Source organism: Mesorhizobium sp. M1273 (assembly GCF_040318195.1).
Taxonomy (GTDB): Bacteria; Pseudomonadota; Alphaproteobacteria; order Rhizobiales; family Rhizobiaceae; genus Mesorhizobium.
In genome coordinates this window covers 95,797-111,734 of the sequence record NZ_JAMYLV010000002.1, presented here as the reverse complement: position 1 = coordinate 111,734, position 15,938 = coordinate 95,797, and the positions used below count along the sequence as shown (strand labels likewise).

At 62.4% G+C, this 15,938-nt stretch carries 14 protein-coding genes; 6 read left to right on the top strand and 8 right to left on the bottom strand.

Annotated features, from left to right (window positions below; translation table 11 throughout):
• Positions 1-7: 7 nt before the first annotated feature.
• From NKH30_RS02970 to NKH30_RS02950, 5 genes are all read right to left on the bottom strand, one after another.
• Positions 8-760 (bottom strand): SDR family oxidoreductase, encoded by a 753-nt coding sequence (locus NKH30_RS02970; protein WP_352470985.1) that lies wholly within the window; start codon positions 758-760, stop codon positions 8-10.
• Positions 761-851: 91 nt separating this feature from the next.
• Positions 852-1,508 carry a VOC family protein gene (locus NKH30_RS02965; RefSeq protein ID WP_502896488.1) on the bottom strand — a complete coding sequence of 219 codons (657 nt, stop codon included), beginning with the start codon at positions 1,506-1,508 and terminating at the stop codon, positions 852-854.
• Between the two features lie 222 nt (positions 1,509-1,730).
• Complete coding sequence (locus NKH30_RS02960; protein ID WP_352501766.1) at positions 1,731-2,378, bottom strand: cysteine hydrolase family protein; 648 nt, start codon at positions 2,376-2,378, stop codon at positions 1,731-1,733.
• A gap of 47 nt (positions 2,379-2,425) precedes the next feature.
• Entirely contained in the window at positions 2,426-2,962 is a 537-nt protein-coding gene (locus NKH30_RS02955) for a hypothetical protein (protein WP_352994342.1), read from the bottom strand.
• Positions 2,963-3,093: 131 nt separating this feature from the next.
• Positions 3,094-4,413 carry an epoxide hydrolase family protein gene (locus tag NKH30_RS02950; RefSeq protein ID WP_502911450.1) on the bottom strand — a complete coding sequence of 440 codons (1,320 nt, stop codon included), beginning with the start codon at positions 4,411-4,413 and terminating at the stop codon, positions 3,094-3,096.
• A 207-nt stretch (positions 4,414-4,620) separates the two neighbouring features.
• On the opposite strand from NKH30_RS02950, the gene NKH30_RS02945 reads away from it, so the two are divergent.
• Positions 4,621-7,482 carry an ATP-binding protein gene (locus NKH30_RS02945; protein ID WP_352994152.1) on the top strand — a complete coding sequence of 954 codons (2,862 nt, stop codon included), beginning with the start codon at positions 4,621-4,623 and terminating at the stop codon, positions 7,480-7,482.
• Between the two features lie 154 nt (positions 7,483-7,636).
• On the opposite strand, the gene NKH30_RS02940 is transcribed toward NKH30_RS02945, so the two are convergent.
• On the bottom strand, positions 7,637-9,169 hold the full coding sequence (locus NKH30_RS02940) for a helicase HerA-like C-terminal domain-containing protein (protein ID WP_352994149.1): 1,533 nt from the start codon (positions 9,167-9,169) through the stop codon (positions 7,637-7,639).
• Positions 9,170-9,444: 275 nt separating this feature from the next.
• On the opposite strand from NKH30_RS02940, the gene NKH30_RS02935 reads away from it, so the two are divergent.
• The 4 genes from NKH30_RS02935 (at position 9,445) to NKH30_RS02920 (ending at position 13,688) form a co-directional block, all read left to right on the top strand.
• Positions 9,445-10,887 (top strand): methylmalonyl-CoA mutase subunit beta, encoded by a 1,443-nt coding sequence (locus NKH30_RS02935; protein ID WP_352972262.1) that lies wholly within the window; start codon positions 9,445-9,447, stop codon positions 10,885-10,887.
• Positions 10,884-13,007 (top strand): methylmalonyl-CoA mutase, encoded by a 2,124-nt coding sequence (scpA, locus tag NKH30_RS02930; protein ID WP_352540734.1) that lies wholly within the window; start codon positions 10,884-10,886, stop codon positions 13,005-13,007. The genes NKH30_RS02935 and scpA overlap by 4 nt, the downstream gene beginning before the upstream one ends.
• Before the next feature lie 73 nt (positions 13,008-13,080).
• A complete protein-coding gene (locus NKH30_RS02925) occupies positions 13,081-13,302 on the top strand; it encodes an AbrB/MazE/SpoVT family DNA-binding domain-containing protein (RefSeq protein ID WP_352470978.1) in 222 nt (73 codons plus the stop codon).
• The gene (locus NKH30_RS02920; protein ID WP_352994146.1) at positions 13,299-13,688 is read left to right on the top strand and encodes a type II toxin-antitoxin system death-on-curing family toxin; all 390 of its coding nucleotides are present in this window, start codon (positions 13,299-13,301) and stop codon (positions 13,686-13,688) included. The genes NKH30_RS02925 and NKH30_RS02920 overlap by 4 nt, the downstream gene beginning before the upstream one ends.
• On the opposite strand, the gene NKH30_RS02915 is transcribed toward NKH30_RS02920, so the two are convergent.
• Both NKH30_RS02915 and NKH30_RS02910 read right to left on the bottom strand, forming a co-directional pair.
• On the bottom strand, positions 13,685-14,158 hold the full coding sequence (locus tag NKH30_RS02915) for a GreA/GreB family elongation factor (RefSeq protein WP_352490814.1): 474 nt from the start codon (positions 14,156-14,158) through the stop codon (positions 13,685-13,687). The genes NKH30_RS02920 and NKH30_RS02915 overlap by 4 nt on opposite strands.
• A 142-nt stretch (positions 14,159-14,300) precedes the next feature.
• Positions 14,301-15,179: a class I SAM-dependent methyltransferase gene (locus NKH30_RS02910; RefSeq protein ID WP_352540732.1), complete on the bottom strand. Its 879-nt coding sequence runs from the start codon at positions 15,177-15,179 to the stop codon at positions 14,301-14,303.
• Positions 15,180-15,404: 225 nt separating this feature from the next.
• Between NKH30_RS02910 and NKH30_RS02905 the strand changes: the two genes are divergently transcribed.
• Complete coding sequence (locus NKH30_RS02905) at positions 15,405-15,920, top strand: TetR/AcrR family transcriptional regulator (protein WP_352994143.1); 516 nt, start codon at positions 15,405-15,407, stop codon at positions 15,918-15,920.
• Positions 15,921-15,938 lie beyond the last annotated feature (18 nt).

Genomic DNA, 15,938 nt, shown 5'->3' with positions numbered 1-15,938 from the left:
TGCGTAGTCACGAGACGAGCTGCTGGCCGCCGTCGAGGTCGTATGTCGCGCCCGTCAGCGCCGTGTTGCTCATGATGTGAACGGCGAGCGCGGCGACATCAGCCGGTCCGACGACACGTCGGATTGGCAGCGTCGCGCGCAGTTCATCGCGCCGCTTGTCGAGGTTGTCGCCGAGCAGCGACGCCGACAGTGGCGTGTCGACGAAGCCTGCGGCGATCAGGTTGACGCGTATCGGCGCGAGCTCGAGCGCGAGATTGGCGATGAGCGCGGGGAACGCGACGGTAACCGTCGAGACGATCGCGAGGCCTGGTTTTGGGCGGCGTGCGCCCGTGCCGCCCATGAATATCAGTGAGCCGGCCGACCCGACCTTGCCAGCGGCGCTGCGTGCCACATTGAGCGCGAGCAATAGGTGGTCCGTGAGATCGTGTCGTGCCTCCTCGGGAGGAATTTCGAGGGGAGAGCGATAATGGGGAGCGCCGGCAGTAACCATCACATGGTCGATCAAGTCCGGCAGATCTTGAAAGAACGACTTCAGCTGGGTCGCATCATTGGCGTCGAAGGCGGCGGTGCCCTCAGCGCTAATCTCGCACGCTGCTTGATCGAGGCGGTCGCGATTGCGTCCGGTGAGGATGACGCGGGCGCCTTCGGCGCGGGCACGCCGGGCGGTCTCCAGACCGATGCCGGCGCTACCGCCGATGACGACGACGGTCTGGCCAAGAAGTTCAGGTTCGCGCTGAGTGGGGATGGCTGCGGTACTCATGATTTCCTCCGATAAAGGCCGTCAGGTCGCCACGATCTCCGCAGGCCGCGAACGAATACGGCGCCAGTGTGCCGCCGTCTGGAAGCTCTTCCTACTGCGGCAGTTCCTCGCCAGACTGCTCGGCCACTATGTATTCGGCGTACCAGTCCGGCCAGTTCTCGTCACGCTGGCCGCCGGTCCGCTTCTCGTGCTCTCCGTGGGCGACCGACGCGCGCCGCATTGCGGCGGCCAGGTCGCCCTCGGAGGCGAAGCTCGTCGCCTTCGAGTCGATCCGGCCCGGAAACCGGGTGGTGATCTCCTGGAGCAGCCAGCCGTTCCCGTCGGGATCGCTGAACGTTGCAAAGGAGACGTAGCTGCGTCCCTCCGGGTCCCGACCATTGACAGCAGGCTGTCCCGGACCGGCACGGTGGAACACTTCGCTCACATCTGCACCGTGAGCGATGAGCTCGGCGCGCGCCGCTACGATGTCGGACACGATGAGATAGAGACCCTGTGTCGACCCCGGCGCGGCCGAGGTGACAGCCTTGCCGAAGTGGATCGAGCCAGGCGAGCCCGGAGGCGTGAACTGCACAACCCGGAACATGTCGCCGACCGCGAAGTCGGCATCGAGCCGCCAGCCGAGGCCCTCGTAGAACTGCTTGGAGCGGTCGACGTCTGCGACCGGAATAACGACAACCTCGAACTTCAGGTCGACGGGACGTGCGCTTGCGGTGTCGGAGGTCTTTTCGCCCTGACGGGCCGTTGCGATGTCTGACATGGTCGTTTTCTTTCCAGTTGGGTGGGACCTGGTCCTGCCCGATCGTTGCCACGTAATGACCGAGCCTGTTCTGGATCTCTCTGCTGCATGTCGGCCAGAGCCAAGTTCTCTTCGACGTATTTTGACGCGTCGAGCGCACGGAAACGGTCCGCCGGAGTGCAGAGTGAGATGCGCACGGTTGGCCATTCCCTCGCGTGTGAGATCGATCATCACCTACGCCTCGGCGGCCGAGGTCTGGACGGCAGAAATCGAGTCGATGATTTGGTCCGTCGTGACAATCGCGCTGGCGTAGTTCGGCATGTTGATGTCGAGAGCCGCGTGCATCTCCTCATCCGAGTAGTCTGCCGTCGCGTCCCTCACCATGGTTACGTCGTAGCCGAGCTCGGCGGCGAAGCGAACGGTCGCTTCGACGCAGGTGTGTGCGATCAGTCCGATGACAATGAGTTTCTGGATTCCGTGCCTTTTCAGCTGCAGATCCAGATCCGTATTGGCGAACCCACTGGAACACCAATGTTCGGTCGCGACAGTTTCGCCTGGCTTGGGCTCGAACTCGGACCGAATCTCGCCGCCCCAGGTGCCGTATTCAAAGCTCTTGCTCTTCCATGCTCTCTTCTGGACGGGCGCGACGTAAGTCCATGTCTCATAGTCGCCCGGACGGTATCGATGATGCATTGCATAGAAGACGCGAAGCTTAGCTTGACGCGCGGCATTCAGGACTTGCAGCATGTGAGGCACGCAGCCGTTCGCCTCTGCGACAGCCCGGATGCGGGGCCATATCTTGCCCCCATCGGAAATGAAGTCGTTGTACGGATCGATCACCAAAAGTGCGGTGACCTCCCGGTCATGTGCGTGCCTCGTCATTGTGCCTCCTCCATGGAGCGGCTACATCACAAGAAAGATGCTGCCGCTCAGTTCCTGAGCGCGGCTCGTTCGATGCTGGCCGCAAAAAGCGGCGTCTCGCCCTTGTTGTGAGCGATCGACATGGGCTGGCGCTGTGACCGAAGCACCTCGAACGGGATGCCCTGGCGCTCGAAGAAGGCCATGAATTCCTTCGTGGCCCAGGACCGGACGTGGTTGGTAAACTCACATCGGCGACTGTCGATAGCCTTGACGCTCAGCTCCCAACGCACATGGATCGTGGTGCGGCCCGTAGGCGTGAAGAGGTCTGAAACCGACTCCAGGATGAGGTGATCCTTGCGGCCAAGCGTCTCGACATAGTGTTGCACCATCAGGCTGCCGCCGATGATCTCGACATTGATCGACATGCGCTTGCCATCCGGCGCCGTCGTGAAACCCGCCGCTATGTGGGCAGGCGAACACCCCTGATATTCATGTTCGGACAGCGCGAAGCACCAGTTGGGAATGTCAATCTTCTCGATCGGCCCGTTGATGATAGCCGTAAAGCTTGAATCGACGATTTCATTGTCCTCGACGGGGGCTGCCATCTTCGTGATGGGTTCGTGCGATGCGGAAGAGTGCGCGATTGCTGACATGGCGTTCTCCTTTGTCCCGGGTTCAATCGGGTTGCCTTGGACAGTCGAGCAGGTGTGACTGCAAGCGGAACCCTGTGAGGGGTTCAGATTTGCTGGCGCAGCGGACGAAATGCCGTCCGGAGTTCGGCGGTGAAGGCCGCGGGCTGCTCCCAGGCTGCGAAATGGCCGCCCTTGGGGAGCCGGTTGTAATGGATAAGCTTCGGATACGCCTTTTCAGCCCAGCTCTGCGGCGCCTGGTAGATCTCGTCCGGGAAGGCGCTCACAGCGACCGGGATCTTGATGCCCCTGGGGTCGAAGAAGCCTCCCGTCGGGTGGTGCGCGTTGTCCCAGTAAAGACGCGCCGAGGAGATCGCCGTGTTGGTCAGCCAGTACATCGTGACATTGTCCAGGATATCGTCCTTCGTCAGCCCTTCCGGCTGCCCGTCGAAGACGCGTGCGATCAGCTCGTAGCTGCGGATGTCGTGGTCGAGCATCCAGGCTGCGAGACCAACCGGCGAGTCGACGATGCCGTAGAGCGTCTGCGGGCGATTGTTCATCTCGATCGCGTAGCCCAGCCCGTTCTTGTAGAAATCGTCGAGCTGGTCCCAGGCGCGCTTCTCGTCGGGCGAGAGGCCGGCGGGCGCCCGGCCGCCGGCGGCAAGCGCCTTCGAGATGTCGGCGGGCACGGTGGCAGCCATGTTGGTGTGGATGCCAAGCAAGCCCGGAGGCTCTTGCAGCGCCATCGTCTCCGACACGGCGTTGCCCCAGTCGCCGCCCTGCGCGACGTATCTCGTGTAACCGAGGCGTTGCATCAGCATCGCCCACGCTTTGGCGATGCGGACAGGTGTCCATCCCGGTGCGGTCGGCTTGCCTGAGAAGCCGTAACCAGGCAGCGAGGGGATCACCAAATGAAATGCGTCCGCTTCGCTCCCGCCGTTGGCGGTTGGATTGGTGAGCGGCTCGATGACCTTCAACTGCTCGATGATCGAGCCAGGCCAGCCATGCGTGATAATTACCGGCAATGCATTCTCATGCCTGGAGCGGACATGGATGAAGTGGATGTCCAGCCCGTCGATCTCGGTGATGAACTGCGGCAGGGCATGGAGCCGGGTCTCCATCTTGCGCCAGTCGTAATCCGTCGCCCAGTACTTCGCGAGCTTCTGCATTGTGGCGAGCTGCACGCCCTGGGTGTCGTCAGCCACATTCTCCTGGTCCGGCCAGCGGGTCGCGGCGACGCGTCGGCTAAGCTCGTCGATTTCCTCCTGAGGAAAGCTGACCTTGAAGGGCCGGATCGCATCGCCCGCGGCTGCGGCGACCGATGGGAGCAGGCTGGCAGTACCTACGGCGGCAATGCCCATTGCGGCCGTGCTCAAAACCAGGCGGCGGTCCTGATCGATTAGTTCGGGAGTCTTGGTCGTATTCATGGGTCTCTCCTGGGGGGTGCTCGGTGCTGCCGAAAACTTACGCCCGCAGGACGAGAATCGCCCGTTATGTGTTGTGAGCCCCCTGTTAGTGGCTGTCAGCGCTGGTGGCTCCGGGCAGCGGGGTCCTGCCACCGTTCGCCTATGGTGCAGGTGTTGTACTTGACTTAGACTATCGGCTTGGTGGCGGGCGGCGCCGAGAGAAGCGCCATGACGATAGTGGCAGGTCAGGCCAAGGACGGACTGTCGTTCGGTCCTTTCCATCTGGTTGCGAGCGAAAGGCTCGTCACAAAAGACGGCGCTCCCTTGGCGCTGGGCTCGCGTGCACTGGACATTCTCATTGCCCTGATCTCCACGCCGAATGAAATCGTCGGCAAAAAGGATCTGATGTCGCGGGTTTGGCCCGATGTCGTAGTCGAGGAAGGCAGCCTGCGGTTTCACATGACCCGGCTCCGCAAGGCGCTGGGTGATGGAAAGGACGGCGCACGATACATCGCGACACTACCAGGGCGGGGTTATTGCTTCATCGCGCCCGTCTCGCAGATCGGCGGTCCGCGCGATGAAGAGCCTGCAGCTGCCGCCAGTTTTCCGCACGCGAATCTTCCGAGCCGCTTGGGCCGAATGGTTGGCCGGGACGACGACGTTCTCCAGCTGTCGACTCGACTGAATGCGTCGCGCTTCATCACAATCGTTGGCGCGGGCGGCGTCGGCAAAACCACCGTCGCGATCGCGGTCGGACATCACCTCATTGACGCCTTCGCGGGCGCTGTGCTGTTCGTCGACCTGGGAATGCTCGGCGATCCCGACCTGGTGACGACAGCCGTCGCCTCCATGCTTGGGCTGTCGGTTCAATCGAGTGACGCGACGCCCAATCTGATCGCCTACCTGCGCAACAAGCGGATGCTTTTGATCCTCGACACCTGCGAGCATCTCATCGATGCGGTGGCGCCTCTGGCCGCAAGCATCATCGACGCGGCGTCGCAGGTCCACATTCTGGCAACAAGTCGCGAAGCGCTTCGGGTCGAAGGCGAGCATATCTACCGATTGGATGTCCTTGCCTGTCCGCCGGACGACCCAAGGCTTACGGCGGCGGTTGTCCAGACGTTCCCGGCCATTCAACTGTTCGTGGAGCGCGCGGTGGCAAGTGGCGCGCGCTTGGATGTCAGCGATGCGGAGGCCCTGATCGTCGCAAGCATCTGTCGAAAGCTTGACGGTGTGGCGCTCGCAATCGAGTTGGCGGCCCGGCGGGTCGAGTCTTATGGATTGCAACAAACCGCCGCGCTTCTCGATCAACGTCTGACTTTGCTGTGGCTGGGATCGCGGACCGCGCCACCGCGTCAAAAGACCCTGCAGGCCACGCTGGATTGGAGCTTTGGGCTACTTACCGACCTGGAGCGCGCAGTGCTTCGCAGGCTCGCTGTATTCCTTGGTCATTTCACGCTCGATGCGGTCTTGGAAGTCGTCACAAGCGCTGCCCTCGACAGATCGACCGTTCTTAATGCCATGGATAGTCTTGTTGCCAAGTCGATCATAGCGACGCGCCCGCTCGGAGCGATGATGCGCTATCGGCTCCTGGATACCACGCGCGCCTACGTCCTCGACATCAGCATAGATGACGCCGAGGCCGCCGATCTGGCGGTGCGCCACGCCGCCTACTATCGAAGATGGCTTGAGCAAACAGGTATCGAGTGGCCAGGTCTGGCGACCGGCGAGGAGCGGGCTCCTCACTTCGCCGCCATCAACAATGTGCGGGCCGCTCTGGAATGGTGCTTCGGCGAGGGCGGAAACGCCGATATCGGCATCGGACTTGCTACTGCTGCCGCGCCTGTTTTCCTGGCGATGTCCTTGTTGCCGGAGTGTCATCGCTGGTCAGAACGCGCGATATTCGCTCTCGACGATGCCGCTCTTGGCGGACTTGACGAGATGCATCTCCAGGCAGCCTTGGGTGTGTCCCTGATGTTCATGCGCGGAGGGCGTGATGCGGCGCGCGTCGCCCTGGAGAAAAGCCTGGCGATTGCCGAAGAACGCGGTGATACGTTGGATCAAGTGCGCCTGCTGGGTCCGCTCAACATGTTCCACCTGCGGACAGGCAATTTCGTGACCGCCCTCCAGTTTGCAAAACGCTGTTCAGCCATAGCCGCGACCCTGGAGGATCCGGTAGCGATTGCGTTGGCGCACACCATTCTGGGGATATCGCTTCACCTTCGTGGTGACCTGGCCGAAGCCCGCGCGGAGCTTGAGGCAGCGCTGGATCGTGGGCCAAGCTCTCAGCGAACCACAACGGTCTATCTCGGTTTCGAGGGCAAAATCCTGGCCAAGGCTATCCTGGCGAGGAACCTTTGGCTGCAAGGCCATCCGGACCAAGCCATGGAACGTGCTCGACAGGCCGTCGAAGAGGCCGCCGCCATGGACCACTCGCTGACTCTGGCGATCGCCCTGATCTGGGGAATATCGGTGTTCCTGTGGGCCGGGGAACTGGAGAGCGCGGAGGCACACATCGACATGCTGATTTCCCGCGCCGAGTCCCATTCCATGGCCCCTTATCTGCTGGTCGGTCGGGGATTCAAAAGCGAAGTCGCAATCCGGCACGGGGATGCGACAGGTGGGGTCGGGGGCCTCCAGAGTTCTCTCCAAAACCTCCACGCAGCACCTTACGAATTGCTCACGACCGAGCTCAACCTCTCGCTGGTTAGAGGACTATCCGCGATCGGTCGGGTCGACGAAGCAGTCGCGCTGATCGGTGATTCAGTTGGTCAAGTCGAAAAGAACGGTGACCAATTGTACCTTCCGGAGTTGCTGCGGATGAAGGGAGGCCTTCTTCTCCAACAACTGTCGGAACGCAATCGCGACGAGGTCGGCGCATCCCTAATGCAGGCACTGGAGTTGAGCCGGAGTCAAGGCGCGCGGGCATGGGAGCTGCGAACCGCAATTGATATGGCAACGTTGATGGCTGGGCGAGGCGAGATCGACGGCGCTCGCGAGCTCTTGCAATCGGTTGCGGAGCATTTCGTAGAAGGCGCGAGTACGGAAGATTTGAAGGCTGCCGCGCGCCTGTTGGCGACGCTGAACTAGCTACCGCCGATACGCGTTTACACTTTTGCAGACGGTCCGACGGCAGCTATGGGCGCATAGCCGCCGTCCGCTGTCCTTCAGATCTGGCCACCGGCACTTGATGTGCAAGACAGAATTTGCCAACACAGATGCCCGCCCTTCGGTGCGATGCCCCTCACCTGCCCCTGGACAAGCTCCCCAAAATCCCGCGGACGATCGCCCGTCCGACCGACGAGCCGACCGAGCGCACGATGGATTTGATCGCCGCCTCCGCAACGGTCTGACGGTTGGAGGGGCGCGGCGCGCGGCGGCCGCCGGTCGGCTGGGGATCGTCATTGCCGAAGCCGGGAATGGTCCAGCGCGAACGGCCGCTTTCCTGTTGCTGCGCCTGTGCCTCCTGGGCGTCCTTGGCCTTCTTCTGCAGCATCTCGAAGGCCGATTCGCGGTCGATGGTCTGATCGTATTGTCCCGCAACCGGGCTCTCGGTGATCAGCTTGCGGCGCTCGTCGGGCGTGATCGGGCCAAGGCGCGATGACGGCGGGCGGATCAGCGTTCGCTGCACCATGGACGGCACGCCCTTGGCTTCCAGCGTCGAGACAAGCGCCTCGCCGGTGCCGAGCTGCGTGATCACGGTTGCGCAGTCGAAGTCGGGATTAGGCCTGAACGTCTCGGCCGCCGTCCTGACGGCCTTCTGTTCGCGCGGCGTATAGGCACGGAGTGCGTGCTGCACGCGGTTGCCGAGCTGGGCCAGCACCGTTTCGGGGATATCCAGCGGATTTTGCGTGACGAAATAAACGCCGACGCCCTTCGAGCGGATCAGCCGGACCACCTGCTCGACGCGGTCGACCAACACCTTCGGGGCGTCGTCGAACAGAAGGTGCGCCTCGTCGAAGAAGAAGACCAGCTTCGGCCTGTCCGGGTCGCCGACTTCGGGCAGTTCCTCGAACAGTTCCGACATCAGCCACAGAAGGAACGTCGCATAGAGCCGCGGATTCATCATCAGCTTGTCGGCGGCGAGCACGCTGATGGCGCCGCGTCCATCGCGCGTGGTGCGCATGATGTCGGCGATCCGCAATGCCGGCTCGCCGAAGAAATTGGCAGCGCCCTGCTGCTCCAGGACCAGCAGCGTGCGCTGGATCGCGCCGACCGAAGGCTTCGTCACATTGCCGTAGCGGGCGCCGATCTCTTCGGCGCGGTCGGCGATATTGGCCAGCAGTGACTGCAGGTCCTTCAAATCGAGCAGCAGAAGGCCTTCCTCGTCGGCGATGCGGAAGGCGATGTTCATGATGCCTTCCTGCGCCTCGGAAAGGTTCATCAACCGCGACAGAAGCAGCGGCCCCATCTCCGAGATGGTGGCGCGGATCGGGTGGCCCTGCTCGCCGAACAGATCCCAGAAGATGACCGGGAATTCCTGGAATTCATAGGGATCGAGCTTGACCTGCTCGGCCCGCTTGACCAGGAAATCCTGCGCTGTGCCCATCATAGCGATACCCGACAGGTCGCCCTTGATGTCGGCGCAGAATACCGGCACGCCGGCATTTGAGAAACCCTCGGCCAATATCTGCAGGGTCACCGTCTTGCCGGTGCCGGTCGCGCCGGTGACCAGGCCGTGACGGTTGCCATATTGCAGCAAAAGCTGTTCGGGCCGCTGATAGCTGTCGTCCGGCTTGCGGCTGGCCCCTATGAAGATACTGGTATCGTCGGCCATGTGTCCGGTCTCCGCAAACCTATAGGGTTGAATGCCCTGATCCCTTGAAGAAAAGGGAGCCCCGCCGCAGGTATAGTGAGGCCATTGCGCAGCGACAATGGGCGTTGTCGAAAATGGCTTTTGGAGCTTGCGGAACCTGCCCATGTTTGGCAATCGGTTGACGGTCACCGTCACGGAAGGCGAGTTGCACGGCATGTGTGCTGCATTGTGATATCGGGCCGGGGACCGTAGACTGACATAGTCGGCCGCTGCGGCCGCTAGAACGAGGAGAACCGATGGGCGCCGGTGCCTTGACCCAGGATGCCGAACTTCCGAACGTCGACCGGCAACGATGGCTGGCGCTGGCGGAGAAGGCGCTGGCCGGCGGGTCCTTCGAGGAAAAGCTCGTCTCGCATACGGACGACGCCATCCGCATCGAGCCGCTCTACGAGCGTTCGGTAACCGCCGAGCCTGTCGTGCGCGCCAACCCGGGATCACCGTGGATCGTCAGCCAGCGCATCGACGATCCGGACATAGGCCGGGCCAGTGCGCAGGCGCTGGAAGACGTCGCGCAGGGTGCCACCGGACTGTCGCTTGTCTTCGAGGGTGCGCCGAACGCCTTCGGCTATGGCTTGCCGAGGACGGCGGAGGCGCTGGAGGGCGTGCTCGACGGCGTGCCGCTCAACCGCATCCAGATCCGCATCGACGCCCATCCCTGGAGCCGTGCCGTGGCCGACTGGCTGGTGGCGTTTTTGACCAAGCGCCGCTCCGACCCGGCAAAGCTCAACCTCTCCTTCGGCATCGATCCGGCGGCGATCTTTGCCGGGACCGGCAGGCTGCGCATGTCGATCGAGGCTTTACAGGCTTCGATGCCGCAATCGCTGGCGCATTTCTTTTCGATGGGTGTGCCCGGCGTGCTGCTGGAGGCCGACGGGCGGGTATTCCACAATGCCGGCGCCACCGAGGCGCAGGAGCTTGGCACCATGCTCGCCTCGGCCGTCTCCTATTTGAGGCTGTTCGAGAAGGCGCGCCAGCCGCTCGTCTACGCGGCGCCGCATATCGGTTTTGCGCTCAGCGTCGACCAGGACCAGTTCGTGTCGACGGCCAAGGTCAGGGCGTTGCGCAGGCTGTGGGCGCGTGTCCAGGAGGCCTGCTCGATAGTGCCCTCCACCGCCAGCATCCATGCCGAAACATCCTTCCGGATGATGACGGCGGCCGATCCGGAAACCAACATCCTGCGCACCACCATTGCCGCTTTTGCCGCTGCCGCCGGCGGCGCGGATTCGATCGCCATCCTGCCGCACACGATCGCGCACGGCCTGCCCGCGGGTTTTGCCCGCCGCGTTGCCCGCAACGCGCAACTGATCATGGCCAATGAAAGCAATATCGACCACGTCGCCGATCCGGTTTGCGGTTCGGGGGCCGTCGAAGCGCTGACTGCGGAGCTCTGCGCGGCGGCCTGGCAGGAGTTCCAGCAGATCGAGGCGGAAGGCGGCGTGCTGACCAGCCTTGAGCAAGGCCACATCCAGAGGCGCGTCCAGGCAGCTTCCGCCCGCCGCAACACAGCCTACCAGGCGGGCGAACGGGCGATCGTCGGCACGACGCTGCACCCGTCGAAGACCGAGCGTCCGGTCGAGACGCTGGCGGCGGAGCGGCGGCCTGCCTTCACCGAAGGCGTTGCGGTGTGCGAGCCGCTATTTCCGATCCGCATCGATCAGTCGATCGGAGCCGTGCCATGATCCCGGATTTCAGCCAGATCGCCTGGTCGCCGCCACGGCGGGCGCCGGTCGAGATCAAAGGCCAGCGGATGACGCCGGAAGGAATCGCCGTCAAGCATCTCTACAACCAGGGCGATCTCAAGGGCTTGCCGCACCTCGATACCTATCCAGGCCTGCCGCCTTTCGTGCGCGGCCCCTATCCGACGATGTATGTCCAGCAACCCTGGACGATCCGGCAATATGCCGGCTTCTCGACGGCCGAAGAGTCCAACGCCTTCTACCGGCGCAACCTTGCCGCCGGCCAGAAAGGCCTGTCGGTCGCCTTCGATCTCGCCACGCACCGCGGCTACGACAGCGACCATCCGCGCGTCGCCGGCGATGTCGGCATGGCCGGCGTCGCCATCGATTCCATTCTCGACATGCGCCAGCTGTTCGACGGCATCCCGCTTAACGAGATGACGGTATCGATGACGATGAACGGCGCGGTGCTGCCGATCATGGCGCTCTATATCGTCGCGGCGGAGGAACAGGGCGTTGCGCAGAAGGACCTCACCGGGACCATTCAGAACGACATCCTGAAAGAGTTCATGGTGCGCAACACCTACATCTATCCGCCAAAACCTTCGATGCGGATCGTGTCGGACATTTTTTCCTACACGTCGAAGCACATGCCGAAGTTCAATTCGATCTCGATCTCCGGCTATCACATGCAGGAGGCGGGAGCGACGGCGGATCTCGAGCTCGCCTACACGATTGCAGACGGTATCGAATATGCCCGCGCCGGCGTCGCGGCCGGCCTCGACATCGACCGTTTCGCGCCGCGCCTTTCCTTCTTCTGGGCGATCGGCATGAATTTCTTCATGGAAGTCGCCAAGCTGAGAGCAGCGCGCGTATTGTGGGCCAGCCTAATGCTGAAGAACTTTTCGCCGAAGGACGAGCGCTCGCTGTCGCTGCGCACCCATTGCCAGACTTCGGGCTGGTCGCTGACGGCGCAGGATCCCTACAACAACATCATCCGCACCATGATCGAGGCGATGGCCGCCACTCAAGGCCATACGCAGTCGCTGCACACCAATTCCTTCGACGAGGCAATGGCGCTGCCGACCGACCATTCGGCCCGCATCGCCCGCAACACACAGCTCATCCTGCAGAAGGAATCCGGCACGACGCGCATTATCGACCCGTGGGGCGGCTCCGCCTATGTCGAACGGCTGACACATGATCTGGCGGCGCGTGCGCTTGCGCATATCGAGGAGGTCGAGAGCCTCGGCGGCATGGCCGCGGCGATCGAAAAGGGCCTACCGAAGCTGCGCATCGAAGAGGCTGCCGCGCGCACCCAGGCGCGCATCGATTCCGGCGAACAGATCGTGGTCGGTGTCAATGCCCACCGTCCCGGCACGGACATCGAAGTCGACGTGCTGAAGATCGACAATGCCGAGGTCAGGGCACGGCAATTGTCGAAGCTGCAGCGGCTGAAAGGTACGCGCGACGTCGCCGCCGTCGAGAGCGCGCTCGATGCGCTGACCCGTGCTGCCGGGAGTAACGGAAACCTGCTGGAATTCGCCATCCGGGCCGCACGCGCCAACGCCACGGTCGGCGAGATTTCGCTGGCGCTGGAAAAGGTTTTCGGCCGCCATGTCGCCTCGGTGCAGACGATCTCCGGCGTCTATCGCAACGCGCTCGGCGACAATCCGGTGGTCGACCGGCTGCAGGACAAGATCGTCGCGTTCGAGGAGAGGTCCGGCGGCAAGCCGCGCATTCTGGTCGCCAAGATGGGGCAAGACGGCCATGATCGCGGCCAGAAAGTGATCGCCACCGCCTTTGCCGACCTAGGCTTCGACGTCACCGTCGGGCCGATGTTCCAGACGCCGGACGAGATCGCCAGACTGGCAGTCGAGCATGACGTGCACATCGTCGGCGCCTCGTCGCTGGCTGCGGGCCATTTGACGCTCATTCCCGAACTCAAGCTTGCACTGAAGAAGTTGGGCCGCGACGACATGCTGATAGTCGCCGGCGGCGTTATCCCGCCGCAGGATTACGACGCAGTCCGGCAGGCAGGCGCCACTGAAATCTTCCCGCCCGGCACGGTCATCCCGGAAGCGGCGGAGCGGCTGATGGACCGGCTGCTGCAGGCCGGCTGACGCCTTGTTATAATGTCTGTTGTAACAAGAAACACACTGCGTTATAATCAGCGTTGCAACAGGATGCCTCACCATGAACACGACCATTCGCAAGATCGGCAATTCCGAAGGCGTGATCCTGCCGAGGGAACTTCTCGATCGTCTGAACCTGAAGGCCGGCGACCAGCTTCAAATCGTTGAAACAGGTGACGGTTTTGCGCTGAGGCCGGTGGACGACAGCTTCGAGCGGCAAATGAAAGCCGCCCGCGAGGTGATGGATAAATACAAGGTCGCGCTTCAGAAGCTCGCCGAATGAGCTGGGAACTTCTGACGAGGCGTGCAGTCGAAGGCATGCACGCGGAGCAGTTGCGCCGACACGGCGGAGCACAAGGCTTGAGGGATGAAAATGCCCTCGAATCGGCGGGCGCTCGCGCCGAAAACAAGGCCAACTACGGAGACCGGTCGGTTGAGGAACTCGCAGCCGCCTATGTCTTCGGCATTGCCAGAAATCATGCCTTTGTCGACGGCAACAAACGCACCGCCATTGTCGCGGCCGGCGCATTTCTGATTGTGAATGGTTATGCCCTGTCGGCCAATGACGGCATGCTTTACGAATTCGTCATGGGCGTCGCCGCCGGCGAAATCGACGAGGCCGGCGCCGCAGCGTTCTTCCGCGATCATGCCGTCAAGCTCGAAGACTAACTGTCGGAGAGCTTGACGATCTCCCATTCCTTGCCATTGACCACGGCAACTTCGCCGACCTTCTTGCCGAACAGCGCCATCGCCATCGGCGACATATGGGAAATTGTCCCCTTGGCGGGATTTGCCTCATCCTCGCCGACGATCTTCCAGTGCACCTTCTTGCCGTCGTGGCTTTCCAGCGTGACGCCCATGCCGAAGCGAACCATGTCGCTGCCCGGTTCCGGCACCGAAAGCTCGGCGCTTTCGCGCCGCGCCGTCCAGTAGCGGAGATCACGCGACACCAGCGCGATGCGCTCGCGGTCGGCCCTCTTCTCGGCTCTGCCCAGTTCGTCGCGCAGAGCGGCCACCTCGGCATCGATCAGCGCCATCCCGCGTTCCGTGACCAGATTGCGGTGATGGCTGATCGGCCGCTCGCCGATGCCGGCAATGGCGTTTTCGCTGTCTTCCTCGCGGGTGAAGGCCCTGCTCATCCGACGAACTTAGGCTTGGAATGGCGACTCCACAAGCCATTGCTGATGAAGAGGCTAATGGTGAAGATCTGGGTTCAGTACCCGAGATTAGACAGCTGCTTGGGGTATAAAGCTGAGCATGCGAATGCCTCAACTTGGCGCACTATCGCGCTTCGCGGGCCGCAAGGCTAAGGTCCGGTTGCGCAACTAGGTAGCGGAGCCCCTTGGTTCCGACGTCGCCTTGCTCAACGATATTGAAGCCGTGCCGGCCGAGATCCGCTGCAACTTTGTCCAAATCGACGTAACCATGCCGGTGGAGCCGAAAGGTGCTCTTCCGGCGCGGCGGTTTTGCAAAATCGACGATAAGCACGCGACCGCCCGCCTTCAGGACGCGGAAGGCTTCTCTGCCGAAATCCTCGCGGCCCTTCTTTGGAAGATGGTGGAACATCAGCGTGCTGAGGACGACATCAAATTCCCCATCCTTGAAAGGCAGTTCCTGAGCGGTGGCGGTCGAGAACCCGACTTGTAGCCCGGCTCGCCGGGCCTTTGCCGTCGCGCGCGCAACCATTTCGGCGGAGGCGTCGACGCCGTGCACGCGCCCCTCCGGCGCCACTTTTTGTCTGGCAAGGAGCGCGGTGGTGCCGGTGCCGCACCCGACATCCAGGACCACTTCTCCCGGTTTCAGCTCCGCAAAGCTTAATATCCTTTCGCGAAAAGCACGTTCGCGACCGAAGGTCAGAAGCCACGCCAGCATATCGTACAGGGCGGCGGAATGAAGCGTGATGCCGACATGCAGCGCCTTCTCCTCGCCGGCGGCCGGTCTGCGGTCCTTGGCGGACAGCCGCCCGTGAGCGCTTTGCCATATCAATAAGCTCGCGACTACGACGAGTGCACCAGCATGAAGCAGGAGGACGGGAACTCCCAAGGAAAAGACCGCATTTGCCTGTCCCAACGAGAAAAATGCCGCGAGCACCACGGCCACTTTGACGAGCGCGACTAACGCATGCCCTCCGACTATTGTTCCGAAAAGACGTTGGTGCATTGCTTTATCTCCGGCCAGCCGGGCATCGCGCCGGGCCTTCCGCAAGAGCATAGGATACTGGACAGTGTGTCCAGTATCAGTTTTACTGGCCACATCGCACCGACGCGCCCAATACTGGACGATTTGGTGTCCTTTGGCCGGAAAAGGATGTTGCCCATGCCAGCGGGACCGATCGACCGTCGGGTCGCCAGGACCCGCAGCCGACTGCAGCAGGCGCTTTTCAGATTGACCGCCGAGAAGGGATATACGGCGATCACGGTCGAGGATATCTGCAGGGAAGCCGATGTCGGCCGCTCGACTTTCTACACACACTATCCCGACAAGGACCGCTTGAGGAAAGCAACGATCGACGACCATCTGAAGACCTTGCAGGCACACGGTGCCGAACGCCATTCGCAGCGGAACGCCAAGGGCTTTTCCTTCAGCGGTCCGGTGTTCGAGCATGCTCATGCCACGCGGGAGATGCACCGTGCGCTGATGGGCGGGAAAAAGCGCGAAATGCCAGAAGAGATCCGCGGCTGGATAAGCAGGCAGGTTCGCCATGAGTTGGCGAATATCCAAGGTGATGAAGGCGGAGTCAGACTTGAGATCGCCACACGCTTCATCGTTGGCGCGTTCTTTGAAGTGATGCACTGGTGGCTTGAGAGGGATACGAAGCTGTCTCCCGCGGAGATCGACCAGATATTCCTGCAACTTGCCTTCAACGGGGCGGTGATCGCTGAGCCAACGAGGATCGAATAGGGGCCAAGCGTCAGATTT

Bases quoted from the DNA above. Each gene is read 5' to 3' on its own strand.
- NKH30_RS02970 (WP_352470985.1), bottom strand. From the start codon at position 760: ATGAGTACCGCAGCCATCCCCACTCAGCGCGAACCTGAACTTCTTGGC.
- NKH30_RS02960 (WP_352501766.1), bottom strand. From the start codon at position 2,378: ATGACGAGGCACGCACATGACCGGGAGGTCACCGCACTTTTGGTGATC.
- NKH30_RS02955 (WP_352994342.1), bottom strand. From the start codon at position 2,962: ATGGCAGCCCCCGTCGAGGACAATGAAATCGTCGATTCAAGCTTTACG.
- NKH30_RS02950 (WP_502911450.1), bottom strand. From the start codon at position 4,413: ATGAATACGACCAAGACTCCCGAACTAATCGATCAGGACCGCCGCCTG.
- NKH30_RS02945 (WP_352994152.1), top strand. From the start codon at position 4,621: ATGACGATAGTGGCAGGTCAGGCCAAGGACGGACTGTCGTTCGGTCCT.
- NKH30_RS02940 (WP_352994149.1), bottom strand. From the start codon at position 9,169: ATGGCCGACGATACCAGTATCTTCATAGGGGCCAGCCGCAAGCCGGAC.
- NKH30_RS02935 (WP_352972262.1), top strand. From the start codon at position 9,445: ATGGGCGCCGGTGCCTTGACCCAGGATGCCGAACTTCCGAACGTCGAC.
- scpA (WP_352540734.1), top strand. From the start codon at position 10,884: ATGATCCCGGATTTCAGCCAGATCGCCTGGTCGCCGCCACGGCGGGCG.
- NKH30_RS02925 (WP_352470978.1), top strand. From the start codon at position 13,081: ATGAACACGACCATTCGCAAGATCGGCAATTCCGAAGGCGTGATCCTG.
- NKH30_RS02920 (WP_352994146.1), top strand. From the start codon at position 13,299: ATGAGCTGGGAACTTCTGACGAGGCGTGCAGTCGAAGGCATGCACGCG.
- NKH30_RS02915 (WP_352490814.1), bottom strand. From the start codon at position 14,158: ATGAGCAGGGCCTTCACCCGCGAGGAAGACAGCGAAAACGCCATTGCC.
- NKH30_RS02910 (WP_352540732.1), bottom strand. From the start codon at position 15,179: ATGCACCAACGTCTTTTCGGAACAATAGTCGGAGGGCATGCGTTAGTC.